This window comes from Stenotrophomonas sp. SORGH_AS_0282, assembly GCF_030818125.1.
In the GTDB taxonomy this organism is placed as follows: domain Bacteria; phylum Pseudomonadota; class Gammaproteobacteria; order Xanthomonadales; family Xanthomonadaceae; genus Stenotrophomonas; species Stenotrophomonas rhizophila_A.
Genome location: NZ_JAUTAB010000001.1, coordinates 3,630,509 through 3,651,049 on the forward strand (window position 1 = coordinate 3,630,509; position 20,541 = coordinate 3,651,049).

18 protein-coding genes are annotated in these 20,541 nt (G+C 67.2%); 7 read left to right on the forward strand and 11 right to left on the reverse strand.

Going from position 1 to position 20,541, the window contains the following annotated elements:
* Positions 1–88: 88 nt before the first annotated feature.
* The 8 genes from QE395_RS16420 to QE395_RS16455 all read right to left on the reverse strand — a co-directional run bounded on the left by QE395_RS16420 (position 89) and on the right by QE395_RS16455 (position 9,362).
* Positions 89–643, reverse strand: a complete 555-nt coding sequence (locus tag QE395_RS16420) for a hypothetical protein (protein ID WP_306989965.1) — start codon at positions 641–643, stop codon at positions 89–91.
* Positions 644–647: 4 nt separating this feature from the next.
* Positions 648–1,397 carry an HAD family hydrolase gene (locus QE395_RS16425; protein WP_093532992.1) on the reverse strand — a complete coding sequence of 250 codons (750 nt, stop codon included), beginning with the start codon at positions 1,395–1,397 and terminating at the stop codon, positions 648–650.
* Between the two features lie 95 nt (positions 1,398–1,492).
* The gene (locus QE395_RS16430) at positions 1,493–1,909 is read right to left on the reverse strand and encodes a calcium-binding protein (protein WP_095364451.1); all 417 of its coding nucleotides are present in this window, start codon (positions 1,907–1,909) and stop codon (positions 1,493–1,495) included.
* Positions 1,910–2,128: 219 nt separating this feature from the next.
* Positions 2,129–2,506: a hypothetical protein gene (locus tag QE395_RS16435; protein ID WP_068848803.1), complete on the reverse strand. Its 378-nt coding sequence runs from the start codon at positions 2,504–2,506 to the stop codon at positions 2,129–2,131.
* Positions 2,507–2,565: 59 nt separating this feature from the next.
* Entirely contained in the window at positions 2,566–3,297 is a 732-nt protein-coding gene (locus QE395_RS16440; protein WP_095364452.1) for a M15 family metallopeptidase, read from the reverse strand.
* Positions 3,251–4,810: a serine hydrolase domain-containing protein gene (locus QE395_RS16445; RefSeq protein WP_095364453.1), complete on the reverse strand. Its 1,560-nt coding sequence runs from the start codon at positions 4,808–4,810 to the stop codon at positions 3,251–3,253. The genes QE395_RS16440 and QE395_RS16445 overlap by 47 nt, the downstream gene beginning before the upstream one ends.
* Positions 4,811–4,858: 48 nt before the next feature.
* Positions 4,859–7,885, reverse strand: coding sequence for a TonB-dependent receptor (locus tag QE395_RS16450; protein ID WP_095364454.1), 3,027 nt, complete (start codon positions 7,883–7,885; stop codon positions 4,859–4,861).
* A gap of 61 nt (positions 7,886–7,946) precedes the next feature.
* Positions 7,947–9,362 (reverse strand): transglutaminase domain-containing protein, encoded by a 1,416-nt coding sequence (locus QE395_RS16455; protein WP_306990551.1) that lies wholly within the window; start codon positions 9,360–9,362, stop codon positions 7,947–7,949.
* A 201-nt stretch (positions 9,363–9,563) separates the two neighbouring features.
* Between QE395_RS16455 and QE395_RS16460 the strand changes: the two genes are divergently transcribed.
* From QE395_RS16460 to QE395_RS16485, 6 genes are all read left to right on the forward strand, one after another.
* On the forward strand, positions 9,564–11,006 hold the full coding sequence (locus QE395_RS16460; protein ID WP_095364455.1) for an SH3 domain-containing protein: 1,443 nt from the start codon (positions 9,564–9,566) through the stop codon (positions 11,004–11,006).
* Positions 11,006–12,112: a dipeptide epimerase gene (locus QE395_RS16465; protein WP_095364456.1), complete on the forward strand. Its 1,107-nt coding sequence runs from the start codon at positions 11,006–11,008 to the stop codon at positions 12,110–12,112. The genes QE395_RS16460 and QE395_RS16465 overlap by 1 nt, the downstream gene beginning before the upstream one ends.
* Positions 12,113–12,140: 28 nt before the next feature.
* Positions 12,141–12,989, forward strand: a complete 849-nt coding sequence (locus QE395_RS16470; RefSeq protein ID WP_068848789.1) for a MurR/RpiR family transcriptional regulator — start codon at positions 12,141–12,143, stop codon at positions 12,987–12,989.
* Between the two features lie 17 nt (positions 12,990–13,006).
* The gene (locus QE395_RS16475) at positions 13,007–13,801 is read left to right on the forward strand and encodes a L,D-transpeptidase family protein (RefSeq protein ID WP_306989966.1); all 795 of its coding nucleotides are present in this window, start codon (positions 13,007–13,009) and stop codon (positions 13,799–13,801) included.
* Entirely contained in the window at positions 13,798–15,093 is a 1,296-nt protein-coding gene (locus tag QE395_RS16480; protein ID WP_093532984.1) for an amino acid permease, read from the forward strand. Before QE395_RS16475 ends, QE395_RS16480 begins: the two co-directional genes overlap by 4 nt.
* A gap of 95 nt (positions 15,094–15,188) precedes the next feature.
* The gene (locus QE395_RS16485) at positions 15,189–15,551 is read left to right on the forward strand and encodes a hypothetical protein (RefSeq protein WP_068848783.1); all 363 of its coding nucleotides are present in this window, start codon (positions 15,189–15,191) and stop codon (positions 15,549–15,551) included.
* Between the two features lie 23 nt (positions 15,552–15,574).
* Here the strand turns inward: QE395_RS16485 and yiaA are convergent, their stop codons facing one another.
* On the reverse strand, positions 15,575–16,006 hold the full coding sequence (yiaA, locus tag QE395_RS16490) for an inner membrane protein YiaA (protein WP_068848781.1): 432 nt from the start codon (positions 16,004–16,006) through the stop codon (positions 15,575–15,577).
* 142 nt (positions 16,007–16,148) lie between these two features.
* On the opposite strand from yiaA, the gene QE395_RS16495 reads away from it, so the two are divergent.
* Entirely contained in the window at positions 16,149–17,312 is a 1,164-nt protein-coding gene (locus tag QE395_RS16495; protein ID WP_095364458.1) for a PQQ-dependent sugar dehydrogenase, read from the forward strand.
* A gap of 226 nt (positions 17,313–17,538) precedes the next feature.
* Here the strand turns inward: QE395_RS16495 and QE395_RS16500 are convergent, their stop codons facing one another.
* Complete coding sequence (locus QE395_RS16500; protein WP_095364459.1) at positions 17,539–18,162, reverse strand: hypothetical protein; 624 nt, start codon at positions 18,160–18,162, stop codon at positions 17,539–17,541.
* Positions 18,163–18,290: 128 nt separating this feature from the next.
* Positions 18,291–20,465 carry a beta-glucosidase BglX gene (gene bglX, locus QE395_RS16505; RefSeq protein ID WP_095364460.1) on the reverse strand — a complete coding sequence of 725 codons (2,175 nt, stop codon included), beginning with the start codon at positions 20,463–20,465 and terminating at the stop codon, positions 18,291–18,293.
* Positions 20,466–20,541: the final 76 nt, after the last annotated feature.

Sequence of the window (20,541 nt, forward strand, 5' to 3'; positions counted from 1 at the left end):
CAACACCCGGTAACGCATGACCGACGAGCGGAGCAGGAGCCGTCCCCGCCGAAGTTCATGTAGTCCGGCGCAGATGGGACCTGGAGAGTCAGCGGGCGCGTTTGGTTTCGGCTTCTGCAGCGGCTTTGTCGCGCTGGGCGCGGTCGCCGAGCTGGCGCTTGAGGGTGGCGTCGAGGGTGACCGGGCGGTCCCAGTGGTCGTGGCTGGCCACGATGGCGTGGCGCAGGGTGCGCCAATGCGTGTTGCTGGGGGTGACCGGCATGTTGGTCACCACGTCGGCCCAGCGCTTGTCTTCGCCTTCGTCGGGCACGAAGCGCGACCAGGCCTGCACGGCGTCCCGGCAGGAGCGCTCGGTGGCCTTGGCCCAGAAGCAGGCGAAGTAGATGTCGCCGGCCTGCCAGCCATGGGTGTAGAACAGCGCGGCGATGTAATCGCGCGGGACACTGGCGTAGCGCGCTACCTCGTCGAGGAAGCTCTCCGGGTAACGCTCGGCGTAGTGGTTGATGTCCTGCAGTTGGTCATCAACCCAGGCGTCACCGGTGTGGACCTGGTAAGCCTGGGATTTTTCCGGGGTCTGCTGCGCGGCCGCCAGCAACGGCAGCCACAGCAGCAGGGCAACCAGCAGCAGGCGCAGGCGCTTCACCGGTTCAGCCGCCCGCCGCCTTGGCTTCAATGGCGCGCAGGGCCTGCGGCCAGTCGAACGCGGTGGCCGCTTCGACCATGCGCGGCTCATCGGCGGCCACGCCATGCTGGGTTTCATGCGCCCAGGTCACTGCATACGGGGTATGGATGCCCCAACCGCCCAGGGTGACCACCGGTTCGATATCCGAGCGCAGCGAGTTGCCGACCATGACGAAACGCTCCATCGGCAGGTCGAACTCTTCGAGCACGCGCGCGTAGGTTTCCGGATCCTTCTCGGACACGATCTCGATGCGCGGGAACAGGTCACGCAGGTTGGCCACCTTGATCTTGGCCTCCTGGTGGAACAGGTCGCCCTTGGTGATCAGCACCACAGGATAGTCGCGGGCGATTTCGGCGACGGACTCGCGCACGCCATCAATCAACTCCACCGGGTGGCGCAGGGTGTCATGGCCGATGTCGAGGATCAGCTGCAGGTCGCGTGCGGCAATGGTCTTTTCGGTGATCTCGATGGCCGCTTCCAGCATCGACAGGGTCATGCCCTTCACGCCGTAGCCGAACACGCCGAGGTTGCGCTGCTGCACTTCGAGCAGGTGGCGCGCGGTGGCGGTGTCGTGCACGTCGATGTAGCGCGACAGGATGTCGAGGTAATCCTGCTCGGCCTTGCGGTAATAGTCCTCGCTCTTCCACAGCGTGTCGTCACCGTCAAAACCGACCAGACCGATGGCGCCGGTGGGCGCGGGCATGGAGGTCATCATCGGGCAAGGATACCAAGCGAAAAAGAAGGAAGGGCGGCCCAAGCCGCCCTTCCAGGCCATTCACCGTTGTCCAGCGGTTTCAGGCAGTTGCGTGGTCAGCGGCCCGGGGCGGCGTTGCCGCCGGCTGCGGCGCCCTGCTGGGCGGCGACGTAGGCCTTGTACTCGTCCGGGGTGAGCTTGCCGTCCTTGTTGGTGTCGGCCTGGTCGAACACCTGGGCAAGGCCTGCGTTCACCTGGGCCTCGGTCTTGCTGATGGCGCCGTCACCGTCGGTATCGACGCTGGCCCAGGTCTGGCCGCCACCGCCGCCGGCCTGCGCCGAGGCCTGGGCGGCCGCGCCGGTGGCCGCATCTGCCGCCTGGTCTGCCTGGGCCGCCGACTGCTGGGCCTGCGCGGCCTGGGTCTGGGCCTGCGCGGCACTCTGCTGTGCGGTCTGTGCCATCGCCGGAATGGCCAGAACACTGCCGGCGGCGACGATCAGGGCGATCAGGGGCTTGCGGTTGCGAATAGTCATTGGGTGGTCTCCTTGTGGGATGTTGCGCGGCTCGTTGTTTTCCGCACGGCCCCACACTGACACCCCGTTTGTGAATCGACCTTGCCCTGCAACCGGCCTGCGCACGCCGTCTTAACCACACGCGCGCAGCGCTCCGTTACCCCTGCGGTTACGCGCAGGTGAGCGGTTGGTAAGACGATCATTCAATGGGCCCGGATTTAACCGGATGCGAACGAAAACTCAGGGGTTGCTGGCGTTTTTTTCGCCTGAGCGGGAACTGAATATCAGCCAGCCCAGTGCAACACCGCCCAGCGCACCAGCCACTTCAATCACCACGCGCGAGCCCAGTTCGTTCGGATCGTGGATGGTGGCCAGGAACAGGCGTGCATACAGCGGCGACTCCAGCCGCATCATGCCCATGTAGAACAGGTTCCAGGCATCGATGCCGGCGGATGCGACCACGGACATCACGCAGGCCCAGCCAATGGCATGCCCGTCGGACCAGCCCGCCCAACGGCACACCCGGTGCCACAGCGCGTACACCAGCAGGCCGACCAGCAGGGCGATGAGCCCGGCTTCCAGCGTGCCCAGCAATCCAAAGTGCAGCGGCAGGTTCATCGTGGTCCGGGCGTTGGGGGAGCGCGCATTGTAGCGGCGCGCCGCCCGGACGCAGGGGCTCAGCGCACCGGCACGTCGAAGGCGGTGGTCGGGCTGGGCTCGGGGGTGAGGGTGAAGTGCCACCATTCCTGCGGATAGTTGGCAAAGCCCTGGCGCTGCATGGCCTGCAGCAGGGTCTGGCGGTTGCGGTACTGGGTGGGGGTGATGTCGGGCGCGTTGGTATGCGCGCGCGGCCCGAAGAAGTCGAAATCGGTGCCCATGTCGACCACGCTGCAGGGGTCGCTGCGGCAGTCGAGCAGGCCCAGGTCGACGGTGGCGCCACGGCTGTGGCCGGAGGTTTCGGCGATATAGCCGCCCAGCAGCGCGGGTTTGTCGAGGCTGGGGTACTGCTGCGCCTTGCGCGACTGCTCCAGCGGGTCGTTGGCCCAGTCCACGAACGCCCGCACAGATTGTGCGGGGCGGTAGCAGTCGAACAGCTGCAGGCCGTAGCCATTGGCGCGCAGGCCGGCTTCCACCTCGGCCAGCGCCTTCGCTGCCGGGCGCAGCAGGAAACACTTCGGTGCTTCGTAGCCGGGCACCGGGCGGCCGGTGAAGTTGTTGGCGCCGGCGTAGCGCATGTCGAGTTTGATATCCGGCGCCAGCGTGGTGATGTCGACCAGGCCGGCCTGTTCGGCGGTGCGCACCAGGGCGATGTGGACCGGCTGGGCCGACACCACCGCGGGCGCGGCCAGGGCGAGCAGCAGGCTAAGGGCAATGGCCGATGCGGGTGAAGTGCAGGTCCTGGTAGTCATAGCTGAAGTCGATATCCGGATCGATCGCGCTCAGGCGGAGCGTCGGCGGGGTGCCCGGCTCCACCTGCAGCCAGGGTTCTGCATCCGCCCCGAGGGTATCCCACTGCACCAGCCAGCGGGAATCGAGCTGCATCACGGTTCCGCGCAGTGTGGGCGATTTGTCCACGCTGAAGCGCAGGGTGTTGTTTTCAGGGCACAGGCGCGCCTGGCCCAGCCAAGGGTCGCGATAGAGGCCTTGCCATTGCGCGGTGGCGGCGACGCCGGCGGGTTTGCGGGCGGTTGTGTCTGGCAGCGCGTGGGTGGTGGTGCGGCGCTGGGTTCGTTCGGCCTGCAGCTGTTCGGTGTAACCGGCAACGGTCTGTCGTTGCGTCGGGGCGGTGTAGTGCTTCAGCGCGGCCTGCATCAGCACGGTGCGCGCATCCTCGCCTTCGCCGTTGATCAGGATCACCACGCCCACCTTGCGGTCCGGCAGCAGCGCGAGCGAGGAATACATGCCCGACAGCGTGCCGGTGTGGGCGACCTTCCACTGCCCGTCCATGTCCGACAGGCGCCAGCCGTAGCCATAGGCAGAGAAGTGCGCGTTGTCCCAGCGGCGCTGGCGTTCGCCGAGCGGCATGGGCATGTGCGCGGTCCACAGCGCGCGGCGCTGGGGTTCACTGAGCCAGCCGGGCACCCGCGTGGGATCCAGCAGGACCTGCATCCAGCGGGTCATGTCGCGCAGGCTGCAGCGGATGCCGCCGGCGGCCATCGACGCCAGGTCCGGGGCGATGTCGGCGTCGGCGTTGACGACCACGTTGCCACTCCCGCGCCGGGCATGCGGTTGCGCCACGTTGCCCACCTTCGCCACCGACCACGTGCCCGCCTGGCAGCGGGTCATGCCGAGCGGGATGAACACTTCCTCGCGCAGCAGCCGGTCATAGGGTTTGCCCCCGGCGGCGGCCGCTACTTCACCGGCCACCACGTACATCAGGTTGTCGTAGGCGTAGCCGCTGCGGAAGCTGGTGACCGGCTTGAGATGCTCCAGGCCGGCGATGATGTCGGTGCGGGTGAACGCATTGGGTTCGGGCCACAGCATCAGGTCGCCCGCGCCCAGGCCGAGCCCGCTGTTGTGGATGAGCAGGTCGCGGACCTGCATGTGTTGGGTGACCCACGGGTCGTGCATGCGGAACTGCGGCAGGTACTTGGTCACCGGGTCGTCCCAGGCGAGCAGGCCACGGTCGACCAGCCGCGCCAGTACTGCGGCGGTCATCGCCTTGCTGTTGGAGGCGATCTTGAACAGGGTGTCGGCGTCGATCGGCTCGCCGCTGCCAGCGCGGCGTTCGCCACGCGTGCCGGTGAATACCACCTGGCCGTTGTCGACCACCGCCATGGCGATGCCGGGCAGGTGGTGGTGTTCGACGGTGCTGTCGAGCATCGCGGTGAACGGGGACGGGCCGGCCGCTGACGCAGGCAATGCGGCCGCCAGGGCGAGGGACAGCAGCAGCGTTGTGGATCGGAACGGAGGCGTGTGCATGGTTACCGTATCGGCGGGGGACGGTCCTGCCGTCCCCCGCGCTGTCGATCAGAAGTTCCAGGTCACCATCAGCTGGGTGTAGCGCGGGGCCTGCCAGCGCGTGCCGGTGTTGAAGGTGTTCTCGCGGTACTGGCCCGGCTGGGCTTCGTAACGCTGGTGGACGTTGATGACGGTCTGGTTGTTGAACAGGTTGAACACCGACAGCCGGGCGCTCAGGTCGATGCCTTCCACCGGCAGGCGCCAGGTGACATTGGCGCCCATGGTCCAGGTCCACGGCAGGCGACCATAGGCACCGCGCGGGGTGTATTCGAACTGGCGCTGGTCGTACGGGCCGGAGCAGTTGGCCACGCACAGCCAGCCGGTGCCGCCGCCACCGCTTTCGTTGGAGGTACTGCCACCAGCCACGGTGTCGTTGGGCCACATCACGCCGAAGGCGGTGACCGGGCCACCGGACTGCACCTGCAGCGTGGTGCCGAACGACCACTGTTCATTGAGCGCATAGGCAGCGCGCAGCTTGAACTGGTGGCGGAAGTCGTTGAACAGCACGCCATAGCGTTCGTTGTTGGATGGGTGGTCCCAGTGCTGGACCATGCCGGTGTCGCCGTAGCCGGTATCGGAGTTGACCGGGCCTTCGAAGTTGCCGTCGCTGCGCGACCACAGGTAGGAGGCGTTGAACAGCCACTTTTCGTCCCAGGCGCGGTCGATCTGGAATTCCAGAGCCTTGTAGGTACGCTTGGGCTTGGAGTAACCCACCACTTCACCGCTGCCGCCCTTGCGGTAGCCGCTGTTGGCGGTATCGATGGTGATCCAGCCTTCGGTGGTGCAGCCGATGCTGGAGTCGCCCCAGATGGTCAGGCTTTCGCCGGGGTTGGCGATCGGCCACAGGGTGGTGCCGGTCGGACCGCACGGGGTGTAGTTCAGGCGCATGTCGTCCAGTGCGCGGTCCATGGTGCGGTAGGTGGCGTTGACGCCCCACGACCAGGCCTGGTTGATCATGCTCTGGAAGCCGAGGATGTATTCATCCTGGTACACGGCCTTGAGGTCGCGGTCCACGCTCTGGCGCAGGTCGGCCGCGCCGGTGTTCATGCGGGTATCCACCGGGCCGATCTGCTGGCCGATGATCGGTGCCATGTAGGGCGCACCGGTGACCGGGTTGGCCTGCTGCTGCCAGCCGTTCAACACGAAGTAGGAGTACTCGTCGGTGAGGCCGCCGGCGAAGTTGACGTTGATGTTGTTGGTCACCGGCAGGTAGTAACGGCCGGCGTTGCCGAACAGCTTGGTGGTGGCATCACCCTTCACGTCCCAGGAGAAGCCCACGCGCGGTGCGATGAGGTCGTCCATCTTGATGAAGGCGTTGCCATCGGCGGTGCGGTTCTCGAAGCGGTCCCAGCGCACGCCCAGGTTGAGCATGAGGTTGTTGGTGACGTTCCAGATGTCTTCCAGGTAGAAGGCGTTGGCTTCGGTTTCGAAGGTACCGCCGGACACGCGGTTGCGCCCGCGCAGCATCTCGGTGACACCCGGCGGCACGAAGGCGTTGGCGCCATCCCACACTTCATCGCCCGGGCGCGCTACATAGGCGGTGTAGCTGAGCTGGGTCGGGCCCGGGTAACGGGTGGACTGCTCGGTGGTCATCAGCTCGCGGTCCACGCCGAAGCGCAGCAGGTGGCGGCCGAGCTGCCATTCGAAGTCCAGGCGGGCCACGTCGCGGGTGTCGTCGCGTTCGGCCACGGCAGCGCCGGTCGGGTGGCAGCCGGGGCGCAGGCCGTTGAGCTGCCCCAGGCGCGAGGCATAACTGGGGTCGGTGAACACCGGGCTGCAGGCTTCGTCCAGCGAGGAGCTGGTGAACGCACGCTGGTTGTTCTGGCCGACCATGGCGCGGGCGGTGAAGTTCTCGCCGAAGTGGCCGGTGTAGGTGGCCGAGTAGTTGCGGCCGCCGCTTTCGGTCACCGAATCGCCGCCCCATCCACCGATCTGGTTCTCGTCCCAGTCATAGTTGTAGGAGCCGTTGGTGACATCGCCTTCGTCGGAGAACGCCAACAGGGCCAGGCTGTGGTTGTCGGTGATGTTCCAGTCGAGCTTGGCGCCCCAGAAGCCGTTGTTGGCTTCGTTCTTGAACCAGGTCAGGGCGTCATTGGAGGTGTTGTGGCCATGGTCATTGCGGTCTTCGTACATGGCAAACAGGAACAGCTTGTCCTGCACCAGTGCACCCGAGCCCCAGACGTTGGTCTTGAAGAACGAGCTGTCGTCACGGCTGGCATAGGAATGCGCGGTGCCGTCGCGGTGGAAATGGTCACGGCCGCTGGAGCGCCACGCGCTGGGTTCGGCGGTGACTTCCACGCCGCCCTGCAGTTCGTTGCTGCCCGAACGGGTCACCGCGTTGATCACGCCGCCGGTGGAACGGCCGAACTCCACCGAGTAGCCCCCGGTCTTGACCTGGAACTCGCTGAAGAAGGCGAACGGTGCGCTGGAGAAGCCGCGCCGGGTGTACATGTCGGTGACGTTGAGGCCGTTGATGAACACCGCGTTTTCGGCCACCGACGAACCGGCGAAGGACAGGCCGCCAAACGTGGAGTTGCCGCCAACCACGCCGGGCGCCAGCAGCGCCACCGCGCTGAGGTCCTGCGCCACGGGCAGGCGCTGCAGTTCCTGGCGGTTGACGTTGAACGAGGTTTCGGTGGTGGATACGTCCACGCGGTTGACCACGCGCGTGCCGATCACCTGCAGGGCGTCGAGGTTGACCACGCCGCCGCCACTGGCCAGGTTCACCGTGGTGGTGCCGCCAATGGCCACGCTGACCGCCACCGGGTCGCCGAGCTTCTGGCCGTCGCGGCTGAGCTGCAGCTGGTAATCGCCCACCGGCAGCTGGCCGAGGCGATAGCTGCCATCGGCGCTGGCGGTGACGGTGCGGGTCAGGCCGGTGCTGTTGCTGACCACGGTGACCTGGTCACCGGCGCTGGCCCGGCCGGCCACCGCACCGCTGACTGCCTGTGCGTATGCAACCGTTGGCAGCACGCTGCCGAAACACGCACCCAATGCGACGCATAGCGCCGCCCGCTTCAAACCGTTCGCTTTCATTCCCTGCTCTCTCCTTCAAGGGTGAAAAATTAATGTTGATCACCCCACCAACGGTGGGGTGCTACCGCGGTGTGGCAGGCACCACGTGCGACTGGAAGTCGTAATTCCATTGATCGAAGTACAGGTTGCCGCCGGACCATTCGACTTCGCCGCGCTGCGAATCCACGGTGTCCGAGCGCGGGTGCTGCTTGGCCGGCTGGAACGGCTGCTGGAAATCGTCGTTGAAGGCGATGCGGTAGGCATCGAGCCCCCCGAAGTAGAAGTCGCGCAGCGCCGGGTCGGCGCTTTGCAGGCGGCCGGTGGTGACATCCATCGGCACCCAGCCATACGGGGCCAGGTACAACGCGCCCCAGTCGTGCAGGTTGTTGTAGCCCACCGCGTCGTCCGAATAGACCATGCCGGACTGCCAGCGCGCGGGGATGCCGTTGAGGCGCAGCAGCGCGATCAGCAGCAGCGTCTGCTGGCCGCAGTCGGCGTGGCCGGCGTGCAGGGCGTAATCGCTGATGTTGGAGATGGTGGAGTATTCGCGGGCGCCGGCCCACGGGATCTGGTCCACCGCGTCGAACAGCTTCTGGGCGATGCGGTATGGGTTGGCTTCATTGCCGACCACGCGCTGCGAGAACGCGCGCAACGCCGGGGTGAACACCACGTGCGGTGGCTGTTCGGCCAGGTAGGGCTGCAATGCGGGATCGGCCGGCGTGGGCAGCACCTTGGCCGGATCGATCTCGATGTGGCGGGCGTAGACGGTGACGGCGTAGCGGATCTCGAAGCGGGTCGGCTTGCCGGCCACGGCCTTCTGCTGCAGGTGGACGGTGCGCTGCTGGGCTGCTTCGGGCGCGATCACTGCGCCACTTTTGGGGCCGATCCAGCTGATGTCTTCCTGCTGGCCGGGAATGGCGCGCGGGTATGGAATCCATGCCTGCAGCATTTCGCCGGCGGGCACGGCATCGGGTTTGACCGTGATCGACTGGGTGACTTCCACACGGCGCGGCACCACGCTGCGGGTGCCGCTGGCCTTGGCCGCCGCGATCACTTCTTCATGGTGCGGGGCGAGATTCTCGTACGGGCCATCCACCGGCAGTGGGACATTGGGTGCGCGGCGTGCCTTGGCTTCGGCGCTGACCCGGAACAGGTTGGCCGGCGCGCGCTTGAAGTAGCGGCGCTCACCGTCGATATCAAGATGTTCGATCAGGCCGGCGGCATCCCAGCGCGCGAACTCGTCATCGCGCAGGTCGGGGATCTGCTTGCGCACCAGGGCCTTCGCGGCGGCCGCGTCCAGGATGAAGTCCAGCCGCATGCGGCGCATCCGCTCGCGCTGGAACGCATAGGCGGCACGTGCGTCTGCGCTGAGCGCGGGGTCGTTGATGGCCGCAGCGATGCGGGCATCGGCAGCGGCAAAGTCGCCGTGGTCGATCTGCGCCACCACCGCATCCAGCGCCGGACCCTGCGCCCCGGCCGAGGCAATGCCCAGCAGCAGGCACGCCGTTGCGGCGCGCCGGGCGAAGGTCGAGGCAGGAGAACGCGGTTTGCGTACGGGCAGATCCACGGCGACACTTCCCAAGGTGCAGGTGGTAATCGCTGTGTAACACGGGCCTGACAGGTGGTCAATAATTTATTCTTGCTTTCGCTGGAAAAAGGAATAAATATTCCTGACGCTTTCGAGGAGGGTGACCGCTCCATGATCCAGGCTTCCCCCCGCCGCCCCGCGCGGCCTGCGTGGCTGGCGCGCGCCCTGCTGGTGGCGCTGACGCTGCTGCCCGCCGGCGCGACCTGGGCCGACGCGCCCTTTGCGCCGCCGGCGGCATTCGGCGGCGTGACCGGGTTGCGCGAGGCCTACCTCGACCCGGCGTTCTGGGCGGCCCGGTTGCCCGATGCCGACCGGGTGATCCTGGATCGCGCCGGCATTGCCGCGCAGAACACGCGGATGCGCGCTGAAGACGACTCCATCCATGACCTGCGCGCGCTCCCCGCCCAGCTGACGCGTGCGCGGGTGCTGGCCGACATCCAGGCGCTGTCGCGCTGGCCGACGAAGCCGTTGTTCGGCGAAGACGAGCAGCCGATTCCCGCCACTGCGCGTACCGCCATCGAGGCGAACCTGGCCCTGGCGGCCATTCCCGCCGAGCGCCCGCTGCAGTACGGGCTGGTGACCCACCGCGCGGCACTGCGCGCGTTCCCCACCGCGCTGCGGGTGTTCACCGCGCAGGGCGATACCGATATCGACCGCTTCCAGGAATCGGCGCTGTTCCCCGGCGACGCGGTGGCGGTGCTGCATGAAAGCGCCGACGGCCAGTGGCTGTTCGTCACCAGCGAGCGCTATTCGGCGTGGATTGAGAAGCGCTTCGTTGGCATTGGCAGCGCGGACACCGTGTTCGGCTACGGCCAGCACGGTCCTTACCGGGTGGTGACCGGCGCCACCGCCTTCACCGCATTCACCCCGGAAGAACCGCGGGTATCGCGGCTGCAGCTGGAGATGGGCGTGCGCGTGCCGGTGCTGGCCGACTGGCCGCTCAACCAGACCGTGAACGGCCAGCAGGCGCACGCCGCGCACGTGGTGCAGCTGCCGGTGCGCAATGCTGATGGCACGCTGGCGCTGGTGCCGGCGCTGCTGCCGCGTTCGCAGGACACCGCCAGCGACTACCTGCCCCTGACCCCACGCAACGTGCTCACCCAGGCGTTCAAGTTCCTGGGCGAGCGCTACGGCTGGGGCCATTCCTATGACACGCGCGACTGCAGCGGCTTCGTTTCGGAGATCTACCGCAGCTTCGGCGTGCTGGTGCCGCGCAATACCAGCGCGCAGGCGATCAGCCCGGCGCTGGACCGCATCGCCTTCAGCGACAAGGACGGCAAGGCCAGGCGCGACGCGGCCGTGCAGCAGCTGCAGGTGGGTGACCTGGTCTACATTCCCGGCCATGTGATGGTCACCATCGGCCAGCTCGACGGGCAGACGTGGATGATCCACGACACCGCCGGCGGCAGCTGGTTCGGCCACGACGGCAATCGCGTGCAGGCCCACCTCAACGGCGTTTCGGTGACTCCGCTGCAGCCGATGATGGCCAGCGACACCGTGAGCTACATCGACCGCATCACCAACATCCAGCGCATCCGGCCCCAGACTCCTTGATGAAAATCACCGACATTGAACTTGGCATGCTGCGCGTGCCGCTGAAAACCCCGTTCAAGACCGCACTGCGCACCGTGGATACGGTGGAAGACGTGGTGGTGCTGGTGCGCACCGACACCGGCCACACCGGCTATGGCGAGGCGCCGGCCACGGCGGTGATCACCGGCGATACCCACGGTTCGATCATCGAGGCGATCAACACCTTCATCAAGCCGCGCCTGGTCGGCCAGGACGTGGCCGAACTCAACCGCAACTGCGCGCTGATCCAGTCGTCGATGGAGCGCAACACCAGCGCCAAGGCGGCGGTGGAAATCGCGGTGTACGACCTGTGGGCGCAGCTGCACAAGGCGCCGCTGTACCAGATGCTGGGCGGGGGCGACCCGGTGATCACCACCGACATCACCATCAGCGTGGATTACATCGACAAGATGGTGGCCGATTCGCTGTCGGCGATCGACCGTGGCTTCGAGTCGCTGAAGATCAAGGTCGGCAAGGACATCGGGCTGGATATCGAGCGGGTGAAGGCGATCCACGCCGCCGTGCAGGGCCGCGCCCTGCTGCGGCTGGATGCCAACCAGGGCTGGACCGCCAAGCAGGCGGTGCACGCCATGCGCACGCTGGAAGAAGCCGGGGTGGTGCTGGAGCTGCTGGAGCAGCCGGTGAAGGCGGCCGACATCAGCGGGCTGAAGTACGTGACCGACCGGGTCAACACGCCGGTGATGGCCGATGAGAGCGTGTTCAACCCCGGCCAGGTGTTCGACCTGATCCAGCAGCGCGCAGCCGACATCATCAACATCAAGCTGATGAAGACCGGCGGGCTGTCCAACGCGATCCGGATTGCCGACATCGCCGCCATCTACGGGGTGCCGTGCATGATCGGCTGCATGATCGAATCGAGCATCAGCGTGGCGGCGGCCGTGCACCTGGCGGTGGCCAAGAGCGGGATCATCACCAAGGTGGACCTGGACGGCCCGTCGCTGGGGCAGTTCAATCCGGTCACCGGCGGGGTACATTTCAACGAGTCGGAGATCACCATCAGCGATGCGCCCGGGCTGGGCATCACCGAGGTGCGCGGGTTGGAGATGATCAAGCCGCCGCGCTGGTAACGTCCCCCGTCCCCTTTTTGATGACCCCATGCCGCCTCTGGTGAAAATCCGCTCCGAGCGTGACCACATGTCGGCGATCGAACGCCGCATCGCCGATTTCATCCTCGACAATGCCCACCTGCTGCGCGATTACTCGTCGCAGCAGCTGGCCAGCGCGCTGGGCATCAGCCAGTCCAGCGTAGTCAAGTTCAGCCAGAAGCTGGGTTTCAAGGGCTACCCGGACCTGAAGTATTCCATCGGCCAGGCCGTGGCCCGCGCCGGCAACGATCCGGCCGCCGGCCCGCCGGCCGCCGCGCCGGGCAACGATTACGACCAGCTGGCCGAGCGCCTGCGCCTGAGCCGCACCGCGGCCGACGAGGAAACCCGGCTGGCCAACCCGCAGGCGGACGTGGAAGCGATCGTGCAGCTGATCGACGGCGCGCCCAAGCTGTTCGTGTACGGGCTGGGCGACGATGGCCTGTACGCGCGCGAGTTCGCGATGCGGCTGTCGCTGCTGGGCATGCTTACGGTGCACCACGCCGACCCGATCCTGATGATGGCCAACCTCTCGGCGGCGCGGCCGGGCGATGTGCTGCTGGTGTTTTCCGAATTCGGCAAGCTGCCGCAGCTGTTCCAGCTCTCGCGCCAGTTCCAGGACGTGGGCGGCAAGGTGGTGTCGATCACCCGGCACAGCGCCAACCCGCTGCGCGCGCACGCCGATGGCGCGCTGGTGGTGTGCGCGCACGATCCGGCGCCGCACGTGGCGCAACTGTTGTACCGTTCTGCCTTGCAGTCGCTGCTGGACTTCGTGTTCGTGCTGCTCTGCCACGCCAACCCGGACCGCCACCGCCAGCTCGGGGTGAACCTGGAACGGATCGAACACCTGATCGACACCTGATTCCCGGAGTGCACCCGATGCTGTCGCTGCTGCGTACCGCCTTTGCCACCGTGCTGGTTGCCAGCGCCCTGCCCGCTTCGGCACTCACCCCCGTGGCCACGCCGCTGCTGGACAACGGCCAGATGATCGTGGTCACCACCGACGGCTGGGATGCCACCCAGGGCCGCCTGCAGGCCTATGCACGCACGGCGCAGGGCTGGCAGCCGCACGGCGCCGCATTCGATGTGTCGGTGGGCCGCAACGGCAGCGCCTGGGGCGTGGGCGTAGCGCCCGCGCCGAACGGCAGTGGGCCGCAGCAGCCGGGCGAGCCGGTGAAGCAGGAAGGCGACGGCCGCAGCCCGGCCGGGATGTTCAGGATCGGCCCGGCGTTCGGCTATGCGCCGAAGGCGGCCAGCGCGATGCCCTACCAGCCGATGCTGGAAAGCAGCTACTGCATGGATGTACCGGATTCGAAGTACTACAACCGCATTGTGGATGCCGACGTCGTGGGTGCCGATGCGGTGGAAGGCTCCACCGAACCGATGCGGCTGGACCTGCACAACAAGGGCGACGTGCGCTATCGCGAGGGCTTCGTGATCGAGCACAACCCGAACGCGGAGCCGCGCCGGGGCAGCTGCATCTTCGCGCACCTGTGGCGCACGCCGGGTGAGGCCACCGCCGGTTGCACGGCGATGCAGCCCGAACACATGCGCGGCCTGCTGGCCTGGCTGGACCCGGCCCAGCGCCCGGTGTTCGTGCTGCTGCCGCGCGCGCAGTACCAGCGGCTGCAGCAGGACTGGCAGCTACCGGCCCTGCCGAAGGCCGCACGATGAGCGCCGCGCCCGAACCGCAACTGGAACGCGCGGTCAGCCGCTGGCAGATCGTGGGGTTGTCGATCAACGATGTGATCGGCAGCGGCATCTACCTGCTGCCGGCCGCTACGGTGTTGTTGCTGGGGCCGTTCAGCCTGTGGGGCGTGGTGGCAGCGGGCATCGTGGTGGCACTGCTGGTGCTGTGCTACGCGCAGGCGGCCAGTTACTTCGATGAACCCGGCGGCAGCTACCTGTATGCGCGCGAGGCGTTCGGGCGCTTTGCCGGGTTCGAGATCGGCTGGATGATCTGGCTGACCCGGATCAGTTCGGCGGCCGCGTTGAGCAACGCGCTGGCCGATGCGGTGGCACGGTTCTGGCCCTGGGCCGGGCACGATGTGGGCCGGGTGCTGGTGATCGTGGCCTCGCTGGGGTTCCTGACTGCGGTGAACGTCGCCGGTGTGCGCTCGGCGGCGCGGACCGGGATCGTGCTGGTGATCGGCAAGATGCTGCCGCTGCTGCTGTTCGTGGCGATCGGCGCGTTCTACGTGGATACCGACCTGGCCTTCTCCGGCACCCGCCCGGACCCGCACGACCTGCAGCGCATGGGCGAGGCGGCGTTGTTGCTGCTGTATGCGTATGCAGGCTTTGAGAACATCCCGGCCGCGGCCGGTGAGTACCGCAATCCGCGCCGCGATATTCCGTTCGCGCTGATCACCATGATCATCACGGTGACGGTGATCTACGGCGCGGTGCAGTTCATCGCGCAGGGCACGCTGCCGGGCCTGGCCGATTCGGCCACGCCGCTGGCCGATGCTGCTGCCGGCTTTGGCGGCGAGGCGCTGGCCCTGATCCTCACGGTGGGCGCGACGATCTCCATCCTGGGCACCAACAGCAACACGATGATGATGGGCCCGCGCTTCCTGTTCGCCCTGGCGCGCGATGGCTACGGGCCGAAGCTGCTGGCGCAGGTGCACCCGCGCTTCCGCACGCCGGCGGCGGCAATCATCACCCAGGGGCTGATCGCGCTGGTGCTGGCGTTGTCCGGCTCGTTCGTGCAGCTGGCGCTGCTGTCGATGACCACGCGCCTGTTTGCGTATATCGGCACGGCGGCAGCCGTGATCGTGCTGGCGCGGCGCTTCCGCGACCGCCCCGGCGCATTGAAGCTGCCCGGCGGCCCGCTGATTCCGATCCTGGCGCTGGTGCTGTGCCTGGCGCTGTTTGCCAGTGCCAGCTGGCAGAACATCGCCGCCGCGCTGATCGCGTTCGCGGTGGGCGCGGTGATCTACCTGTTGCCGCGCAAACAGGAAGGGTGACGGGCGGCCGTTCCTTGATCCAACATTCACCCCACGCGCCCGCCGCGTTAACCGGCCCTTGGGTAGGTTGAAGCCTCACCCAACCGGAGCCCCACATGAGCCCTGACTACCAGATTCCCGGCCGGGTGCCGGAAGACGGCGTGCCGCGCGAAGCGGTCTCGGATTACTGGCGCGAGCGCTTCAGCGCCGAGCCGTACTACGACAGTGACCTGGCGTTCGAGGATTACGAGCCGGCCTATTACCTCGGCTACAGCTCCCGCCACGCCCGCACCCGCGCCGATGAAATGATCGACGCCTACGAGCAGGTGGAAGCCGAACTCGAATCGCGCTGGGCACGGGAACAGGCCACCAGTAAGCTGACCTGGGCGCAGGCCCGCAACGCAGTACGCCGTGGCTGGGACGAATCCACCGCCCTCCACCAGTCACACCTGGACAAGGGTGTCCCGCGCGGTACCTGAGTATTGCGCAGCCGGGCGATGGATTACTCCGCGCGCGGAATCGGCGGAATCTCGCGATCACCCGCGGCCATCAGGTCGCGGGTGTTCTTCTGTACGGCCACGGCGCCAAACAGGCTCAGCGCGAAGGCCATGCCGTAGAAGCCCTTTTCGCTGAGCAGCAGGGTGGCGTTCCACAGGCCCACCAGCAGCAGCAAGAGCGACACCAGCAGCGCGAACCAGCACAGCGAGTAGTACAGGCTGCTCACCGGAATACCTTCCACCCGGTCGCGCACGCTCTTCTGCAGTGACACGGCGGCGAACAGGCCGAACAGCAGCAGGGTGAGGTAGTAGCCCTTTTCGTTCAGTGCCATTTCGGCGTTGAACAGGCCGACCAGGTACGCCACGGCGCCCAGCAGCAGTGCGGTCCACGAGGCGGCGATGAACGCCGGAGACGGTTTGGTGACCTGAGGCTTCATTGTTCAAACTCCCTTTTGATGGCGCCTACGGTAGCCGATTCCCCCGCACCCGCCTACGGGGGTGACGTATGGTCCACGCCCCCTTGATGGCCATGGTGTACAACAACGGCTGGCCATTCGCGTCCCCTTCCGGAGATTTCCCATGACCCGCCACCTGCTGCTCAGCCTTGCCCTCGCCGCCACCCCCGCCCTGTTCACCACCGCCTGCGTGGCCGCCGATACGCCCGGGGCGGCCTCCGCGCCCGCGCCCGCGCTGGAAAAGGCGCAGTGGCCGTTCACCGCCACCGAATTTGCCACCTTCGACCAGCCCTGGGCGATGAGCTTCCTGCCCGATGGCAGCCTGCTGGTGACTGAGAAGGAAGGCCGGTTGAAGCACTTCAACCTGACCACCCGAAAGAGCGCGGAGATCACCGGCGTGCCGAAGGTGGCCTACGGCGGCCAGGGCGGGTTCGGGGATGTGCTGCCGCACCCGGACTTCGCAAAGAACGGCTTTGTGTACCTGAGCTACGCCGAGGAAGGCGACAACGACACGCGCGGTGCCGCCGTGGGCCGCGCCAAGCTGGTGCTGGCCGCCGATGGCAGCGGCACGCTGGAAGACTTCAAGGTGATCTGGCGCCAGACCCCGAAGGTGGAAGGCAAGGGCCATTACGGCCACCGCCTGGCCTTCGGTCCGGACGGCAAGCTGTGGATCACCTCCAGCGAGCGGCAGAAGTTCGATCCGGCGCAGGACATGTCCGGCAACCTGGGCAAGATCATCCGCCTCAACGACGACGGCAGCGTGCCGGCCGACAATCCGTTCGCCTCCCAGGGGGGCGTGGCCACGCAGGTGTGGTCATTGGGCCATCGCAATGCGCTGGGCATCGCCTTCGATGCGCGCGGCAAGCTGTGGGTGCACGAGATGGGACCGGCCGGTGGCGATGAGTTGAACCTGATCACGCGCGGGGCCAATTACGGTTACCCGATCGTGTCCAACGGCAACCATTACGACGGCCGCGACATTCCCGACCACAGCACGCGCCCGGAATTCGCCGCGCCGAAGGTGACCTGGACCCCGGTGATTTCGCCGGCCGGTTTCATCATCTACAGCGGCACGCTGTTCCCGCAGTGGACCGGCAGCGGCTTCATCGGCGGGTTGTCGTCCACCTCGCTGGTGCGGGTGGCCTTCGACGGCGACAACGCGCGCGAAGCCGAGCGCTTCCTGATGGGTGAACGCATCCGCGAAGTGGAACAGGGACCGGATGGCGCGATCTGGCTGCTGGAAGATGGCAGCAAGGGCAAGCTGTTGAAGCTCACTCCGAAGGGGTGATGCAGGTGGGAGCGCCGGGCGATGCCCGGCCTTCCCCGCCGACGTTCATGCCATTACCGAACGCGGGCAATGCCACGGCGGTCGATCGGGATGCGACCCTACCAGCGCGCAGTCCCGTCCGGCCCAACCGGCCCGGTCGGCGGTGCTGGGGGTAGGGTCGGTTCCCAAACGACTGCCGCTGCGCCATCAACATCCGGTAACGCATGACCTCCAACGAAGCCATGCGTCATTGCCCGATATTGTTGACCTTGACGTCGCTCTTCGTGCATTCCTTGTCCAGGCAGGTGCCGTTGATCCACACCTCGCCCTGGCCCAGCATCACGCCCTGCCAGTTGACGAACAGGGTGTCGAACTTCTGCTCGGCAATCAGCTTCGCCAACGCCGGGGTTACGATCCTGTCGTAGTCGCGCTGGAAAGCAGCGGCATCAGCCACCTTCTGGTTCTTGCCGGCGATGGTGACCCGAACCGGGTACCGCATCAGCCCGGCCACCGCGGCACGGTCACCTGCTGCAACACTACGCTGCAGTTCGTTGAACACACTTTCGTACGGGGCGGCATCCCCCAGCAGCTTGGTAATGCGCTCGCGTGCGCCCCCCTCGGCGTCGGCAGATGCATCCGCAGGCGTCGCCGCCGAATCGGTCCCCGCTACCGGGGGAGCCGTATCCGGCGTGGCCGCCGTGGTGGGCTCCACCGCATCGGGTGACAACCCGGCCTGCGGCGCATCCTCGGCGGCCGTGGGCGCAGTGGCCGGCGGCGATGTCGAGGGCGCCGCCGCTTCGTTGGCCGGCGGCGTGGGCTGGCTGCATGCAGCCAGCATCAACGTGGGAAGCAGGATCTTGATCAGGCGCATGCACGGCTCCGTCGATATCTCGAAGATGCCAGCGTAGCCCGTATGGCGTGCAGCACCCATGACGGTAGCGCCAGGCCCTGCCTGGCAAGCGCGCGGTGAGGGATCGCCGGGCATAGCCCGGCGCCAGATCACTTGGCCAGCAGCTCGAAGATCACCGGCTCACCGGCGGCAGACGACGCACACACCCACACATCGAACTGGCCCGGCTCCGCACGGAACACGCCATCACGGCCGGTGAAGCCCAGCGCATGACGATCCAGCGTGAAGCGCACTTCCGTGCTCTCGCCCGGCTGCAATGCCACCTTGCGGAAATCCTTGAGCTCGCGCACCGGCCGCACGCGGCTGGCCACGCGGTCGTGGATGTACAGCTGCACCACTTCCTCACCCGCCACCGCACCGGTGTTGGTGAGGGTGGTGGTGATCTCCAGCGTGTCATCCCAGCCCAGCTGGGCGCTGTTCAACTGCGGCACGCCGTAAGCGAAGGTGGTGTAGCCGAGGCCGTGCCCGAACGGGTACAGCGCCGCGTTCGGGATCTCGCGCCAGCGTGCCTTGAACTCCGACATGGTCGGCAGTTCCGGGCGGCCGGTGCGCGGGTGGTTGTAGAAGAACGGCTGCTGCCCCGATACCTGCGGGAAGCTCACCGGCAGGCGGCCGGACGGATTGTAATCGCCGAACAGCACATCGGCCACGGCCGGGCCGGTCTGCGTGCCCAGGTACCAGGTGATGGCCACGGCCTGCGCATTGCGCACCGCACCCTGCAGGGCCAGCGCGCGCCCATTGCGCAGCAGCACCACCAGCGGCTTGCCGGTCATCGCCACGGCCTCGGCCAGCGCCTGCTGCGCTGCCGGCAGGGTAATTTCCACCCGCGACTGCGCCTCACCGCTGTACCGCTGCGGTTCGCCCAGCGCCAGCACCACCACGTCTGCACGCAGTGCGGCGGCGACGGCCTGTTCGATGCCGTCCTGCACGGCCGCTTCCAGGTCGCAGCCGGGCACGATCTCCAGCAGGCTTTCATCGCGGATCGCCGCGCGCACGCCGGCTTCCAGGGTGACGTAGCGCGACTTGTCGCCGAACAGCGTCCAGCAGCCTTCGATGTTGTCGCGGTCCTGCACGAACGGGCCGATCAGGGCGATCTTCTGCCCCGCCTTGCGTAGCGGCAGCACGTTGCCTTCGTTCTTGAGCAGCACGATGGAACGGCGCGCGGCATCGCGCGACAGTTCGTCATGCGCGGCGATGTAGGAGGTATCGGCTTCGCGCACCGGATCCAGCGAACGGTAGGGATCGTCGAACAGGCCGATCGCTTCCTTCAGGTTGAGGATGCGGCGCACCGATTCGTCCAGCGTGGCCATCGGCACCTCGCCGCTGTCGATCAGGCCTGGCAGGTGTTCGGCGTAGAAGCCGCTCTGCATGCTCAGGTCCAGGCCGGCGGTGAAGGCCTTGGCGGTGGCGTCGCGGTCGTCGGCGGCATAACCGTGCGCGACCAGTTCCATGTCGGCGGTGTAATCGGAGATCACCACGCCCGGGAACTGCCACTCGCCGCGCAGGATGTCGGTGAGCAGTTCGGCGTTGGCGCTGGCGGGCACGCCGTTGATGTCGTTGAAGGAGGACATCACGGTGATCGCACCGGCCTCGAACGCGGCCTTGAACGGCGGCAGGTGCACGTCGCGCAGGGTCTGCGGCGAGATGTCCACCATGTTGTATTCCATGCCGGCCATCACCGCGCCGTAGGCGGCGAAGTGCTTCGGGGTGGACAGCAGCGCGTCGGCGGCGCGCAGGTCCGGGCCCTGGAAGCCGCGCACGCGGGCGGCAGCGAACGCACAGCCCAGCACCACGTCTTCACCGGCGCCTTCGGCACCGCGGCCCCAGCGCTGGTCGCGGGCGATGTCCACCGCCGGTGCGTAGGTCCAGTGCAGGCCGGCCGCGGTGGCTTCGACGGCGGTGGCGCGCGCGGTGCGCTGGGCCAGGTCCGGTTCGAAGCTGGCCGCTTCGCCCAGCGGGATCGGGAACACGGTGCGCATGCCGTGGATGACATCGGCGGCCAGGATCACCGGAATGCCCAGGCGGCTTTCTTCCAGGGCGACCTGCTGGATGCGGCGGCCGGCCTCGACGCCCACGCCGTTGAACAGCGAGCCCACCTTGCCTTCGCGCACCTGCTGCAGCACCTGGTCGGCGTTGCTGACATTGGCTTCGGGGTTCACGTCCGGCGCGAACGGCCGGACCATGTCCGCGAACACACCCAGCTGGCCGACTTTTTCTTCGACGGTCATCTGGGCAATGAGGGTTTCGATGCGATCGGAGGCCACCGGCTATCCTTATGAAAACGTTTACAAGGCCGAGATTCTAGCGTTCCCGCCGCCAGCAAAGCAAAGCGCGGGGCAC

Bases quoted from the DNA above. Each gene is read 5' to 3' on its own strand.
- QE395_RS16460 (WP_095364455.1), top strand. From the start codon at position 9,564: ATGATCCAGGCTTCCCCCCGCCGCCCCGCGCGGCCTGCGTGGCTGGCG.
- QE395_RS16485 (WP_068848783.1), top strand. From the start codon at position 15,189: ATGAGCCCTGACTACCAGATTCCCGGCCGGGTGCCGGAAGACGGCGTG.
- QE395_RS16475 (WP_306989966.1), top strand. From the start codon at position 13,007: ATGCTGTCGCTGCTGCGTACCGCCTTTGCCACCGTGCTGGTTGCCAGC.
- QE395_RS16465 (WP_095364456.1), top strand. From the start codon at position 11,006: ATGAAAATCACCGACATTGAACTTGGCATGCTGCGCGTGCCGCTGAAA.
- QE395_RS16450 (WP_095364454.1), bottom strand. From the start codon at position 7,885: ATGAAAGCGAACGGTTTGAAGCGGGCGGCGCTATGCGTCGCATTGGGT.
- QE395_RS16500 (WP_095364459.1), bottom strand. From the start codon at position 18,162: ATGCGCCTGATCAAGATCCTGCTTCCCACGTTGATGCTGGCTGCATGC.
- QE395_RS16440 (WP_095364452.1), bottom strand. From the start codon at position 3,297: ATGACTACCAGGACCTGCACTTCACCCGCATCGGCCATTGCCCTTAGC.
- QE395_RS16435 (WP_068848803.1), bottom strand. From the start codon at position 2,506: ATGAACCTGCCGCTGCACTTTGGATTGCTGGGCACGCTGGAAGCCGGG.
- yiaA (WP_068848781.1), bottom strand. From the start codon at position 16,006: ATGAAGCCTCAGGTCACCAAACCGTCTCCGGCGTTCATCGCCGCCTCG.
- QE395_RS16445 (WP_095364453.1), bottom strand. From the start codon at position 4,810: ATGCACACGCCTCCGTTCCGATCCACAACGCTGCTGCTGTCCCTCGCC.
- QE395_RS16480 (WP_093532984.1), top strand. From the start codon at position 13,798: ATGAGCGCCGCGCCCGAACCGCAACTGGAACGCGCGGTCAGCCGCTGG.
- QE395_RS16425 (WP_093532992.1), bottom strand. From the start codon at position 1,397: ATGATGACCTCCATGCCCGCGCCCACCGGCGCCATCGGTCTGGTCGGT.
- QE395_RS16495 (WP_095364458.1), top strand. From the start codon at position 16,149: ATGACCCGCCACCTGCTGCTCAGCCTTGCCCTCGCCGCCACCCCCGCC.
- QE395_RS16430 (WP_095364451.1), bottom strand. From the start codon at position 1,909: ATGACTATTCGCAACCGCAAGCCCCTGATCGCCCTGATCGTCGCCGCC.
- QE395_RS16470 (WP_068848789.1), top strand. From the start codon at position 12,141: ATGCCGCCTCTGGTGAAAATCCGCTCCGAGCGTGACCACATGTCGGCG.